At 73.5% G+C, this 14,352-nt stretch carries 6 protein-coding genes; 4 read left to right on the plus strand and 2 right to left on the minus strand.

Features of this window, described 5'->3' with window-relative positions:
- Position 1: 1 nt before the first annotated feature.
- Positions 2-358, plus strand: coding sequence for a hypothetical protein (locus ACWCSU_RS45130; RefSeq protein WP_357708505.1), 357 nt, complete (start codon positions 2-4; stop codon positions 356-358).
- Positions 359-519: 161 nt separating this feature from the next.
- The gene (locus ACWCSU_RS45135; RefSeq protein ID WP_449942558.1) at positions 520-2,064 is read left to right on the plus strand and encodes a serine/threonine-protein kinase; all 1,545 of its coding nucleotides are present in this window, start codon (positions 520-522) and stop codon (positions 2,062-2,064) included.
- A 10-nt stretch (positions 2,065-2,074) separates the two neighbouring features.
- Here ACWCSU_RS45135 and ACWCSU_RS45140 read toward each other — a convergent pair whose 3' ends face one another.
- Entirely contained in the window at positions 2,075-3,478 is a 1,404-nt protein-coding gene (locus tag ACWCSU_RS45140; RefSeq protein WP_449942559.1) for an aminotransferase-like domain-containing protein, read from the minus strand.
- 250 nt (positions 3,479-3,728) lie between these two features.
- Between ACWCSU_RS45140 and ACWCSU_RS45145 the strand changes: the two genes are divergently transcribed.
- Positions 3,729-6,992 carry a LamG-like jellyroll fold domain-containing protein gene (locus ACWCSU_RS45145; RefSeq protein WP_449942560.1) on the plus strand — a complete coding sequence of 1,088 codons (3,264 nt, stop codon included), beginning with the start codon at positions 3,729-3,731 and terminating at the stop codon, positions 6,990-6,992.
- Between the two features lie 19 nt (positions 6,993-7,011).
- Complete coding sequence (locus ACWCSU_RS45150; protein ID WP_449942561.1) at positions 7,012-13,257, plus strand: RHS repeat domain-containing protein; 6,246 nt, start codon at positions 7,012-7,014, stop codon at positions 13,255-13,257.
- 48 nt (positions 13,258-13,305) lie between these two features.
- On the opposite strand, the gene ACWCSU_RS45155 is transcribed toward ACWCSU_RS45150, so the two are convergent.
- Positions 13,306-14,307 (minus strand): alpha/beta fold hydrolase, encoded by a 1,002-nt coding sequence (locus ACWCSU_RS45155; protein ID WP_449942562.1) that lies wholly within the window; start codon positions 14,305-14,307, stop codon positions 13,306-13,308.
- Positions 14,308-14,352 lie beyond the last annotated feature (45 nt).

Below are 14,352 nucleotides of genomic sequence, written 5' to 3' on the forward strand. Positions count from 1 at the left end.
CATGGCGAGGATCAGCATCGAAGAGCAGGCACTGGTCGTGGAGATCGAGGGCCTGGACAAGCTGTGGGCGCTGAAGAGCCGGCTGGTCATCCCGCTGGCCAACGTCCGCGGCGCCACCGCCGACCCGGGGATCGCCGCCGACCCCAAGGGGGTGCGCGCGCCCGGCGCCCACCTGCCCGGCGTCATCACGGCCGGCACCTTCCACCTCAACGGCGAGAAGGTCTTCTGGGACGTGCACGACGCCGCCAAGGCGGTGGTCATCGAGCTGGCCGACGAACGTTACGCCCGGCTCGTCATCGAGGTCGCCGACCCGCGCGCCGCCGTGGCACTCGTGGAGGAGGCCATCACCGTCCGCTGACCGCTGCGAGCACCCGCACCACAAACGATGTGGGACGAATACGGGACAGGCGCCGCACCCCCCACCGGGCCGACAATGACCCCACGCGACATGCCGGGGCGGGCTCGAAAGGCCGCCCCCGGGTCCACGCGGACGAACCCCGTACCGACCCTGGAGTCCCGATGGCCACGAAGTTCCCTCCCCTCTCCCCGGACGACCCGGCGTCGGTGGCCGGGTACCCGCTCCGCGCCCGGCTGGGGGAGGGCGGAATGGGCAAGGTCTACCTGTCCGTCTCGCCGGGCGGCCGCCTGCTGGCCTTGAAGATCGTCAAGTCCGAGTACGCCGCCGACCCGGAGTTCCGCCGCCGGTTCCGCCAGGAGGTCCAGGCGGCGCAGCGGGTGCAGGGCGCCTTCACCGCCCCCGTGGTGGACGCCGATCCCGACGCCGCCGTCCCCTGGCTGGCCACGGCCTACATCTGCGGCCCGTCCCTGCACCAGGCCGTGGCCGAGCACGGGCCGCTGCCGCTGCCGACCGTCTGGCGGCTGATCGCCGGTGTAGCCGAGGCGCTGGCCGGCATCCACGCGGCCGGGCTGGTCCACCGGGACCTCAAGCCCTCGAACGTGCTGCTGGCCGAGGACCGGCCCAAGGTGATCGACTTCGGCATCGCCCGCGCCGTGGACGCCACCTGCCTCACCCACACGGGCATGCGCGTCGGAACCCCGGCCTTCATGACCCCCGAACAGGTCAGGGGTCGGCCGGTGACTTCGGCCACGGACGTGTTCGCGCTGGGCCAGCTCGCCGTCTTCGCCGCCACGGGACGCCCCGCGTTCGGCGAGGGCCCGGCCGACGTGCTCTTCTACCGCATCACCAACGAGGACCCCGACCTGGGCGGATGCCCGCCCGCCCTGCACGGCCCGCTGGCCCGCTGCCTCAGCCGCGACCCGGCCGACCGGCCCGCCCCGGCGGAGATCGCCGCGCTCGCGGGGGCGAGGGGTGGCGGGGCGGCCGGTCCCTGGCTGCCTCCGGCGGTGGCGTCCACGTTGCACGCGTACGCGCCGCCGCCGGGGCCGGTGGCTCCGGTGCGGGTCTCGCCGACGCGTCCCGTCCGGGCCCGGAGGACGAGGGCGGCCCTGGCGCTCTGGACGGGCGCCGCCGCCGTCGCCGTGACCACGTCGGCCCTGGTGCTCTCCAGGCTTGCCGGCCCCGTCCCCACCCCCGTGACGACGACCCCGCCGCCGCCCGCCGTGACCGTCACGATCCCGGCCACCGCGCCCGTGCGGACCGCCGCCCCCGTGCCGTCCCCGACCCTGCCGGAGTACGAGAAGGAGTACGAGAACGTGCGCTTCACCCTCCCCGGCGGCCCGCCCTGCACCGAAGGCTTCCACTTCCAGGACGGCATCGACCTGACCCCCACCGGCCCCGAGGTGGGCGTCGACAGCAACGGCAACCTCGTCTACGACTGCTACACCGACGAGGTCCCCAAGCTCACCGTCTGGGACGTCACCGGCCAGGAGGCCCTCTTCGACGGCACCCCGGACCCGGCCGCCTGCGTGGACGCCGTGAACCTGAACCCGCTGGGATCCTCGCTGACCTTCGCCCACATGCGGGTCGGGATGGGCCTGTGCGTCGTCACCGACGACCACCAGGTCGTCCATCTCAAGCTGCTCCGCAAGTCCGCCGCCACGCACGCGCTGACCTGGTCGGCCACCGCCTGGGCCCGGGGCTAGACCAGAAGCGCTACCGGGACAGCCTGAGCGCGCGGTCCACCTCCGCGAGCCGCCGCACGGCCTCGGCCAGCTCCGCGTGATCGGCGGCGGCCGCGAAGCCGAGGCGCAGGAAGGCCGCCGGGACCTCGGTGGGGAAGTGGCGGCTCCCGGCGCCGACGCCGACGCCGGCACGGCGGGCGGCGCCGGCCACCGCGGCGTCGTCGCCGCCGCCGGGCAGCCGGGCCCAAAGATGCAGCCCACCTGCGGGGACGCGGTCGAGGGTCCAGCCGGGAAGCTCGTCCACGACGGCGGCGGCCAGCGTCGCGCAACGCTCCCGCAACGCCGCCCCCAGCGACCGGACGTGCCGCTCCCACGCGGGCGAGTCGAGCAGGTCGAGCGCCGCCTCCTGCAGCGGGCGGGCCACGAGGAAGTCGTCGACCAGCCGGGCGGCGCGCAGGCGTGCCAGCACGGGGCCCCGGGCGGCCAGGGCGCCGACGCGCAGGCTCGGCGCGGCCGGCGCGGTGAGGGAGGACAGGTGCACGACGGTGCCGTCGCGGTCGTCGGCCAGCAGCGGCGGCGGCACCGGAGCGCCGTGGCCGAGGAGCCGGGCGAGGTCGTTCTCGATCACGAACGCGCCCGCCGCGCGGGCCGTGTCGAGCACCTGCCGCCGACGCCCCGGGGCCAGCACCGCCCCGGTGGGGTCGTGGTAGGTCGGCCGGCAGTGGAGCAGGCGGGCGCGGGTCATGGCGAAGGCGTCGGCCAGCAGGCCGGGGTCGAGGCCGTCGGCGTCCGTCGGCACCGGCACCGGGCGCAGGCCCGCCGCCCTGGCGGCGGCGATCGCCCCCGCGCTGGTGGGCGACTCCATCAGGACGGGGTCGCCCGGCCCGGCGATCGCCCGGAACACCATGGACAGGGCGCTGCGCCCGCCGTCGGTGACCAGGATGTCGCCGGCGCCCACGCCGCCGCCCGCCATCGTGGCGAACACGCCGCGCAGGGCGGCCAGGCCGTCGGCCGGGGCGCGGTCCCAGGCGCCGGGGCGGCGGGCCGCGCGGGCCAGCGCCGCGGTCAGGACGCGGGTGGGCCGGAGCGACGGGTGCGGGGGGCCGCCGTCCAGCCGGATCGTGCCCTCGGGGACCACGCCGGCCAGGTCGCGGGTGTCCACGGTCCGGTCGGCGAGGGTGACGCTCTGCCACGCGGTGCCGGCGACGTCATCGCGCCGCCGCGTCCGGGCCGCGACGTACGTGCCGCTGCCGGGACGGGTGACCACCAGGCCCTCGGCGGCGAGTGCGGCGATCGCCCGCGCCACGGTGGCGGGGCCGACCTTGAAGCGCCGGATCAGCTCCCGGCTGCCCGGCAGGCGGTCGCCGGGCGACAGCCGGTCGATCATCGTACGCATCCTGGCCGTCAGCTCGGCCGAACTGCTACTGCCCGACATGAGAGAGGACAATAGCGCTTCCACTCCTGGGCGGACCCGCTTCTGGACCTCGCGGCCTGGCGCGCCGACGCTCCGGGCGCCGCGCGACGGGTTCCGACGGCGACTTACGGCGGTTCCTTCCATACATGTCCCAACTTGTGGCGAAATTCGCCAGAAGATCTAGACGTACGGGATTACGCGGGTGACAATCCGTTCGTCAATCGAAGATCGCCTGGTCCCGCGCGGACCTCTGGTCGACATGCGAGGACCGATGCGGGTTGTGCGTGGGCTGGTCGCGGCCGTCTTGGCATTCACGATCCCGGCGGTGCCGCCCGCCGGCGCGGAGCCGCCGGAGGCAGGCGCGCCTCCGGCGGCGAGCGCGCCCCCCATGTCGGAGACGGCCGCCACCACGCTGGCCAGGCGTACCGGGAAACCGGTCGAGATCGAGTCGATGCGCAGCGAGACCCGCCAGGTCTTCGCCCGCCCGGACGGCACCTTCGCCCTCGAACTGAACGCCCGCCCCGTCCGCGTCCGCCAGGCCACCGGCTGGGTGCCCGTCGACACCACCCTGCGCCTGCGCCCCGACGGCGCGGTGGAGCCGGTCGCGACGGCGGCCGGGCTGACCTTCTCCGGCGGAGGCGGCGGGCCGCTCGCCCGCCTGTCGCGCGGCGGCAAGGCCCTGGAACTGGCCTGGCCGGGCACGCTGCCCACGCCCACCCTCGACGGCGACACCGCCACCTACCCCGAGGTGCTGCCGGGCGTGGACCTGCGGGTCACCGCCGACGTGGACGGGTTCTCCCACGTCCTGGTGGTCAAGACGCGGGCCGCCGCGAGCGCGCTGCCCGACCTGGACTTCCCGCTGTCGGTCAGCGGCCTGTCGCTCAGCTCCGACAAGGCGGGCAATCTGGAGGCGGTCGACCGCACCGGCGGCACGATCTTCATCGCGCCCACCCCCACGATGTGGGACTCGACGGGCGCCACCACCCAGGCCGCGGTCAAGGAGGGCCGCGCGCCCGAGGCCCGCCAGGCCACGATGGGCGTCTCGCTCGAAGGCAGGAAGCTGCGGCTGCGGCCGGACCGGGCGATGATGAACGACCCGAAGACGCGGTACCCGGTGTTCCTGGACCCGTACTTCTCGGCCGCCCGGGGCGCCTGGACCGCCGTGTGGAGCAACTGGCCCAGCTCCAACTACCTCAACTCCAGCGACGTCGCCCGCGTCGGGCACGTCAACTCGCAGACCAACCGCTCGTTCTTCCAGATGAACACCGGCTCCACGATCCACGGCAAGCAGATCATCAAGGGCACGCTGCGCACGTACGAGACGTGGTCCTACTCGTGCAGCGCCCGCCAGGTCGAGGCGTGGTCCACCAACACGATCAGCAAGAGCACCACCTGGAGCAACCAGCCCAAGTGGGTCAAGAAGCTCTCCACCGTGAACGTTGCCAAGGGCTGGGGCGCGTCCTGCCTGCCCGGCGGCGTCGAGTTCGACGTCACCTCGCAGGTCGCGGACGCCGCCGCCAACAAGTGGGCCAACATCACCGTCGGCCTCCGCGCCACCAGCGAGACCGACCAGTACGCCTGGAAGAAGTTCCGCAACAACCCGAGCCTGGTCATCGAGTACAACTCGCTGCCCGCCGACCCGGTGGCGGCCGACGCCTGGTCCGACCCGGGCGGCCCGTGCGTCTCCGGCGACGGCCGGCCGGTCATCAGCACCCCCACGCCCAAGCTCTGGGCCCGGCTCAAGGACGTCGACAACTCCGTCAGGGGCCGCTTCGAGTGGTACCGGGCCGACGGGACCAAGGCCGGGGAGTACCTGACCCCCGTGGGCTCGACCGGCACGGCCTTCTCAGCCCTCGTCCCGCAGAGCCTGTACGCCGACGGCGCGCTGCTTCGCTGGCGGGTCCGCGCCGAGGACGGCAAGGCCAACAGCGCGTGGAGCCCCTGGTGCGAGGCGACCGTGGACGCCACCGCCCCCGGCCGGGAGCCCGAGGTGTCCTCCGAACGGTTCACCGAGAACGCCTGGAGCGACGGAGTCGGCCTGGCCGGCGGGTTCACCTTCGCCCCCAACGGCGTCACCGACGTCGCCTCCTACGTCTACGGCCTGGACACCACCCCCAAGACCGAGGTCCCGCCGGCCCAGGACGGCACGGCCGCGATCACGCTCACCCCGCGCCACGACGGCCCGAACGTCCTGTCGGTGCGCAGCAAGGACCGCGCCGGACAACTCGGCCCGATCCGCACCTACGTCTTCAACGTCAACGCCGGACGGGGACCGGCCGGTCACTGGCCGCTGAACGAGGGCCAGGGCGCCACCGCCGCCGACGCCGCCGGCACCCACCCCGCCACCCTGTACGGCGCCACCTGGACCTCGGGCCGCACCGGCGGCGCACTGAGGCTGGCCAACGCCTACGCCCAGACCGGCGGCCCGGTCGCCGACACCGGCCGCAACTTCGCCGTCAGCGCCTGGGTCCGGCTGACCGGCACCGCCGCCTCCGCCACCGCCGTCACCCAGGAGGGCGGCAGGACCGGCGCGTTCTCCCTGCAGTACAGCAAGGCCGACAACCGCTGGGCGCTGGCCGTCACGAGCGCCGACGCCGACGCGGCCACCACCGTGCGCGCGCTGTCGGCCGCCGCGCCCCGGCTGAACGAGTGGACCCACCTGACGGGCGTCTACGACTCGGCGGCCGGCCAGATCTCCCTCTACGTCAACGGCCGGGCGGAGTCCACGGTCGCCGTCCCCGCGCCGTGGAACGCCACCGGCCCGCTGACCATCGGCCGCGGCAGGACCGGCGGCGCGGCGGCCGACTTCTGGCCCGGCGACGTGGACGACGTGCGGCTCTACGGCCGGGCCATGTTCGCCGACGAGGTCGCCGACCTGGTCAACAGCGCCGCCACGCTGGTCGGCCACTGGAAGCTGGACGATGAGGGCGGGCTGTCGGCCGCCGACTCCTCGGGCCGCGCCACGCCCGCCACCCTGGCCGGCGCCGCCACCTGGACCGACGGCTGGCTGGACGGCGCCCTCGCCCTCGACGGCGCCACCGGCTACGCCCAGGCCGCCGGGCCCGCGGTCGCCACCGGCTCCGGCTACACCGTCGCCGTCTGGACCCAGCTCGACTACCTGCCCGCCAAGGACACCGCCGCCGTCGCCCAGCCGGGCGCCAGGGCGGCCGGGTTCCAGCTCGGCTTCGACAAGGAACAGGGGCGGTGGACCCTCGGCATGGCCGCCGCCGACACCGACACCGCCGCCCTCGTCCGCACCCGCTCCGACGCCATCCCCGCCCCGCTGGAATGGACGCACGTCGCCGGCGTGTACGACGCCCTCGCCGGCGAGCTGCGCGTCTACGTCAACGGCCGTCTGTCGGCCACCACCGTCACCCCCCACGTGAGCACCTGGACCGCCACCGGCCCCCTGCAACTGGGCCGGACGAAATCCGCGGGCGTCTTCACCGGCTACTGGCCGGGGACCGTCGACGACGTCCGCACCTATGACGGCGTACTCAGCGCCGAGCAGATAGCCCAGCTAGCCGCCCAGTAGCCCCTCCCTGGGAGAAACCATGGACAGTGAGTTAGATCTGCCAGAGCCCAACTGGAATCGTTTTCAGCAACCCGCCGAGGAACCCGACGCCCCCGACCCCCGCTGGAACCGCTTCGAGGGCGCCAAGCCCGAGAGCGCCTGGCCGCGCAGGCTGGCGACCGTGCTCTCGGTCGTGCTCCTGGCGCCCATGGCGTACGCGTTGCCCGCCTCGGCCGCGCCCCGCAAGGCGCCCGCGGTGCAGAAGGAGACGCCGGTCAAGGGCGGGAAGGTGCCCGTCCTGCCGCCGCTCGCCGATCCCGCGGCCGAACAGGCGTGGAAGGCCCCGCCCGCGGTCGCCTGGCCCGCGCCGCGGACGGCCGAGCTGGGCGGCGGCGTCAGCACGCTGGCCGCCGGGTTCCCGGTGCGCCTGGCCCCCGCCGACAAGAGCGCCGACAAGGGCGTGGCCGCGGCCGACGCCACCCCGGTCAAGGTCGAGCTGCTCAAGACCGACCTGCTCGGCGTCGCGATGCGCGTGTCGCCCGGCCAGGGCGTCGCGGCGGCCAAGGCGTCCGGGAAGACCCGGTTGGAGGTCGACTACTCCGGCTTCCGCTACGCCTTCGGCGGCGACTACGGCGCCCGGCTGCGCATGGTCAAGCTCGACGAGTGCGCGCTCGACGCCCAGGCCACCGCCTGCGCCGCGCCGCAGCCGGTCAAGAGCGACAACGACGCCAAGGCCGGCACGCTGACCGCCGAGGTCGAGACCACCGGCCTGTACGCCGTGACCGCCGCCGCCTCCGGCCCGTCGGGCGACCACGCCGCCACCTCGCTGGCCCCCTCGGCGAGCTGGAGCGTCGGCAACCAGTCCGGCGACTTCTCCTGGAGCTACGACCTGCGCATGCCGCCCGCCCTGGGCGGCGACGAGCCCGACCTGTCCATCGACTACTCCTCCCAGAGCGTGGACGGCCGCACCGTCTCCACCAACAACCAGCCGTCCTGGGTGGGGGAGGGCTTCGACCTGAACCCCAGCGGCTACGTCGAACGCCGCTACAAGGCCTGCATGATCGACGGCAAGAAGACCGGCGACCTGTGCTGGGACCAGGACAACGCGACCCTGTCGCTCGGCAACTCCGCCGTCGAGCTGGTCAAGGACGCCACCACCAAGCAGTGGCGGCCCAAGCGCGACGACGGCACCCGCATCGAGTACCTCACCGGCGCCACGAACGGTGACAACAACGGCGAGTACTGGCGGGTCACGACCGCCGACGGCACCCAGTACACCTTCGGCCTGAACCGCCTGCCCGGCTGGGCGACCGGCAAGGCCGAGACCAAGTCGGTGCAGACCGTGCCGGTGTTCGGCAACAACAGCGGCGAGCCGTGCTACTCCAGCACCCCGGCCGACGCCTGGTGCCAGCAGGCCTACCGGTGGAACCTCGACTACGCGGTCGACACCCACGGCAACGCCACCACGTACTGGTACGAGAACGAGAAGAACTACTACGGCCGCAGCATGAAGCCCGAGCAGGGCACCGTGTACGTGCGCGGCGCCTACCTCACCCGCATCGACTACGGCTACCTGAGCAACGAGCTGTTCACCAAGGCCCCGGCCTCCCGGGTGGTCTTCGACGTGGCCGAGCGCTGCCTGCCGTCCGGCACCGTCACCTGCGCCGCCGACCAGCTCAAGAAGGAGACCGCGGCGTCCTGGCCGGACGTGCCGTTCGACCAGATCTGCGACTCCGGCGTCAAGTGCACCGACCGGCTGTCGCCGACGTTCTTCTCGCGCAAGCGCCTGGCCAAGGTCACCACGCAGATCCTGAACGCCTCCGGCCAGTACAGCCCGGTGGACTCCTGGACGCTGACCCACCAGTTCCCCGCCACCGGCGACGGCCTGAGCCCGTCGTTGTGGCTGGCCGCGGTCCAGCAGAGCGGCCACGTGGGCGGCACCCTCACCATGCCGAAGATCACCTTCAGCGGCGTGCAGCTGCCCAACCGGGTGGACGCCAACGAGGGACGCGCCCCGCTGGTCAAGTGGCGCGTGCAGGCCGTGAACAACGAGACCGGCGGCGAGCTGCGGATCAACTACGCCGCGGCCGACTGCAAGCCCGGCGACGTGCCGGCCGCGGCCGACAAGAACAACCGGCTGTGCTTCCCGCAGCGCTGGGCGCCGCCCGCCGAGGGCGAGGTCACCGACTGGTTCCACAAGTACGTCGTCACCCAGACCGTCGAGGTGGACCGCGTCGCCGGCTCGCCGAACGTGGTCACCGACTACGAGTACCTCGACGGCGGGGCCTGGCACTACGCCGACAACATCCTCGTCAAGCCCGAGCACCGCACATGGTCGGAATGGCGCGGGTTCGGCCGCGTACGGGTCCGCGAGGGCGACGGCCAGGACACCAGGCGCACGCTCACCGAGTTCAGGTACTTCCGCGGCATGCACGGCGACAAGCAGGCCGACGGCTCCAAGCGCACCGCGCAGGTCGTCGACACCGAAGGCGGCAAGCTGGACGACCTCGACCAGCTCTCCGGCTTCGAACGGGAGGAGATCCTCTACGACGGCGACAGCGCCACGGTGCTGACCGCGACCGCCGAGGAGCCGTGGTCGCTCAAGACCGCCGAGTCCACGCAGGGCGGCGTCACCAAGACCGCGTACGTGGTCGAGCCCAAGTCGATGGTGACCCGCACGGCGCTGGCGGCGGGCGCGTGGCGGCGTACCGGCGAGGAGCGCTCGTACGACGCCAAGGGCCTGCTCACCCAGGTGGAGGAGAAGGGCGACCTGGCCACCGCCGACGACGACCAGTGCACCCGCTACACCTACGCCCGCAACGACACCGCCTGGATGCTCGACTACGCCAGCAGGGTCCAGAAGGTCGCCGCGGGCTGCGGCACCGCCGTCTCGGCCCTGGCCGCCGGCGAGGTCATCTCCGACGAGCGGGTCCAGTACGACAACAAGGCCTACGGCCAGGCGCCCACCAAGGGCGACGTGACCACCGTCCAGCAGCTCGGCGCGGCCGACGGCTCGACGATCACCGACAGCGTCCACACCTACGACGTCTACGGCCGTGAGACCAGCGAGAGCGACCCGGCCGGGACGAAGTCCATCACCACCTACAGTCCGGCCACCGGCGCCCCGGCCACGGAGATCGTCGAGACCAACCAGCTCGGCCACGTCGAGCGCACCCTCATCGAGCCCGCCTGGGGCGAGCCCGTCGCCGAGATCGACGCCAACGGCCGGCGCGTCGACATGGAGCACGACGCGCTGGGCCGCCTGGTCAAGGTCTGGCAGCCGGACCGCAGCAAGGCCGCCGGCCAGTCGCCCAGCACCGAGTACGCCTACACCATGCGCACCGACGGACCCAGCATCGTCACCACCAAGACGCTGCGCGCCGACGGCGGCTACACCACCAGCCACGAGCTGTACGACGGCCTGATGCGCGAACGCCAGACGCAGGAACCGGCCCCCCGCGACGACCAGACGCAGGACCCGGCGCTGCGCGACGGGCGCACCATCACCGACACCTACTACAACTCGCTCGGCGAGGTGAGCAAGTCCAACACCGGCTACTTCGCCACCGGCACGCCCACCACCGAGCTGCTCGCGGTCGCCGACACCGACGTGCCCACCCAGGTCGTGTCGGTCTTCGACGGCGCGGGCGAGGTCAACGCCCAGATCCTCAAGGCCAAGGGCGTGGAGAAGTACCGGGTCTCGGCCACCCAGCAGGGCGACCGCGTCAACGTGACGCCGCCGCCCGGCGGCACCGCGACGACCCGCATCGGCGACGCCGACGACCGGCTCATCGAGCTGCGCCAGTACAAGGGCGCCACCCCGACGGGCGCGTACGAGTCCACCAAGTACACCTACGATCCGGCCGGGCGCCTGGCCACGGTGACCGACCCCGCGGGCAACGTGTGGCGGCACACCTACGACGTGCGCGGCCGGGAGACCAAGTCGGAGGACCCCGACAAGGGCGTCACCACGATGACGTACAACGACGCCGACGAGCTGGTCAGCACGACCGACGCCCGCGGCAAGACCCTCTGGTACGTCTACGACGACCTCGGACGCAAGAAGGAGCTGCGCGACGGCTCGGCCACCGGCACGCTGCTGGCCGAGTGGAAGTACGACGGGCTGGCCAAGGGCCACATGAACGCCACCATCCGGTACGCGGGCGGGCAGGCGTACAAAGCGGAGATCAACGCGATCGACTCCGACTACCGCAGCCTGCGCGAGACCGTGACCATCCCCGAGCGGGAGGGCAAGCTCGCCGGGTCGTACGTGCTCAACACCCGCTACACCCTCGACGACCAGGTGCAGTCGGTCAGCTTCCCGGCCGCGGGCGGGCTGGAGGCCGAGTCGGTGGTCTACTCCTACGACGAGCTCAGCCAGCCGACCAAGGTCACCGGGCTGTCGTCGTACGTGACCGCGACCCGCTACTCCAAGCTCGGCGAGACCCTCCAGTACGAGCTGGGCTCCGGCGGTAAGAAGACCTGGCTCACCTACACCCATGACGAGTCCACCCGCAGGCTGACCAGGATGAGGCTGGACCGGGAGGGCGCCGCCGCGACCGACCTCGACCTCAACTACTCCTACGACGCCGCCGGCAACATCACCAAGATCGCCGAGAAGGCGGGCGGCCGCGACACGCAGTGCTTCACCTACGACCACCTGCGCCGGATGAGCTCGGCGTGGACGGCCACGGACGACTGCGCGAGCGGCACGCCGGCCTCGGACAAGATCGGCGGCGTGGCCCCGTACGCGGTCAGCTACGCCTACGACGCCACCGGCAACCGGGTCAAGGAGACCAAGCCGGCCTGGGGCGGCGCGCCCGAGAGCGTGCGCACCTCCGTCTACCCGGCGGCCGGCGGCAAGCAGCCGCACGCGCTGCAGAGCGTCGGGGCCGACCTGTTCACCTACGACGAGACCGGCAACACCACCCGGCGCAAGGTCGGCACCTCCGACCAGGCCCTCGTCTGGGACGCCGAAGGCAACCTGGAGTCGGTCACGGAGGCGGGCAAGACGACGTCGTTCGTCTACGACGCCGACGGCGCCCGGCTGCTGCGCAAGACCCCCACGGACGCCACGCTGTACGTGGACGACATGGAGCTGCGCTTCGACTTCGCCAAGGACGCCGTCGAGCAGACCCGCTACTACACGATCAACGGCGAGCCGATCGCGGTCCGCACGCCCGACAACCAGGTCTACTTCCTGGCCGCCGACCACCAGGGCACCGCGCAGGCGGCCGTGAACGGCGGCACCGGGGAGCTGGCCGTACGGCGGATGACGCCGTTCGGCGAGGACCGGGGGTCGCCACCGCCATGGTGGCCGGGACAGCGGTCCTTCGTCGGTGGCACCAAGGACCCGACCGGGCTCGTCCACCTGGGCGCCCGCGAGTACGACCCGAAGAACGGCCGCTTCCTGTCGGTCGACCCCATCATCGACGAGGAGGACCCGCAGCAGCTCAACGCCTACGCCTACGCCAACAACAGCCCCGTCAGCATGAGCGACCCCGACGGCCAGCTGTTCTGGATCGTGGTCGGCATCGCGGCGCGGATCGCGGCGCGGATCATCGCCAGGAAGCTGGCGCAGGCGGCGGCCCGGCGGGCGGCGCTCGCGGCGGCGCGGGCGGCGGCGCGGCGTGCGGCCATCGCGGCGGCCAAGCGGCGGGCGGCGGCGCTGGCCAGGAAGAAGGCGCTGGAGGCGGCCAAGAAGAAGGCCGCGGCGGCGGCCAAACGCAGGGCACTGGCCGCGGCCAAGAAGAAGGCGGCGGAGAAGGCCAGGAAGGCGGCCGCCGCGGCGGCCAAGCGACGGGCCGCCGCGGCGGCCAGGAGAGAGGCACGCAAGAAGGCCGCCGAGGCGGCGGCCAAGCGACGGGCCACGGAAGCCGCCAGGGCGCGCAACCGCTACCGGGCGGCCCAGGCCCGGCGCGCCCAGGCCGCGCGCCGACCGGCGAGCCGGCCGACCAGCCACAGGGCGGTCCAACGCCAGTCGCCGCCGAAGGCCACCAGGCAGCCGGCGCAGCCGAGACCCAGCCACGTCTACCGGAACGACGGCACCAGGCAGCCGACCCAGTCCTACTCCGTCTACCGCGACGGCAAGATGTACCCGGACGGGCCGCCGCCGCCCAGCCTGACCAGGCCCGGCGGCTCGGGGCAGGCTGAGAAGCAGATCTTCAGACCGGAGAAGATCGAGCCGGAGAACACCCGGACGGGCACGATCGCCGAGACCGGCGCCCGCGTCACCCGCTGGATCGACCAGAGCGGCCTGGACGACTTCCTGGGCGGCCTGTTCTGACCCCGGGCCCTGGGCGCGCGGACCGCATCCGGCCCTCGCGCCCAGGGCTCACCCCGCCGTCGCGGCCCGCGGCCCGTCGTGGGCCGAGGCGAAGGCGAGCAGGGACGCAGCCGTCCGGGCCGGGTCCTCCAGCATGGGGGAGTGCCCGGTCCCAGGCAGCAGTTCGACGGTCGCGCCCGGGACCGTCCGGTAGTCGGCGGCCGAGGACGAGCGCCACCTCCGGTCGTCCCGGCCGAAGAGCACCAGCAGCGGCTTGCCGAGCCCGGCCAGCCGGCCGGGCAGCGGGCGCTGCCGCAGATACTCCTCCGCGGCCTTCGAGGTCGTGGTGAGCGAGTGGTAGGTGAGGCCGCGCACGTCGTCCACGAGCTGCGGCGGGATCCGGTAGCCGGGGCGGCTGAACGCGGTCTCCAGCCCCCGCAGAAGAAGGCCGTCGGTGCGGAACCGCCACAGCGCCTGCCCCACGACGGGGACGAACAGCAACTCGCCGACGAACCCGTCGGAGATGAAGGCGTCCAGGCGGGGCCCGGAGTCGACGAGGGCGAGCGCGGTCACCAGGTCGCCGCGTTGCTCGGCGAGCGCGGTGGCGACCGAGCCGCCGGTGGAATGACCGGCCACGACCGCGTGCCGCACGCCGAGCCGGTCCAGCGCCGCGCCGACCCGCCGTCCCTGCTCGGCGATCGTGTAGCCGCCGCCGGCCGGTTTGGCCGACCGGCCGTGCCCGAGCAGGTCGATGCGGATGACGCGGTGCGACCGTGCCAGCGCCGGGACCACCTGGTCCCACCAGCGGGTCGATCCGGCCAGGCCGTGGATCAGCACGAGCGCCGGGGCGTCCGCGGGGCCGTCCTGGCGGACGTACAGGCCGCCGCCGTCGAGGGGCACGATCGACTCGCCCGCGGCCTCCTGCCTCGACACCACCAGCGCGTTCACCAGGAGCAGCACGGCCACCGCGAGCAGCACGGCGGCCACGACGGAACGGCGCCGCCGGCGGCCTCCCGCGCGCCGCCCGCCCGTCCGGGCGGCGGGGGAGTGGACCTGTTGGGAAGTCGTCATGGCGACACTGTCCCCGCCCGCCCATCCCGCAGGCTTGTACGAATG

This window comes from Nonomuraea sp. NPDC001699 (assembly GCF_053596455.1).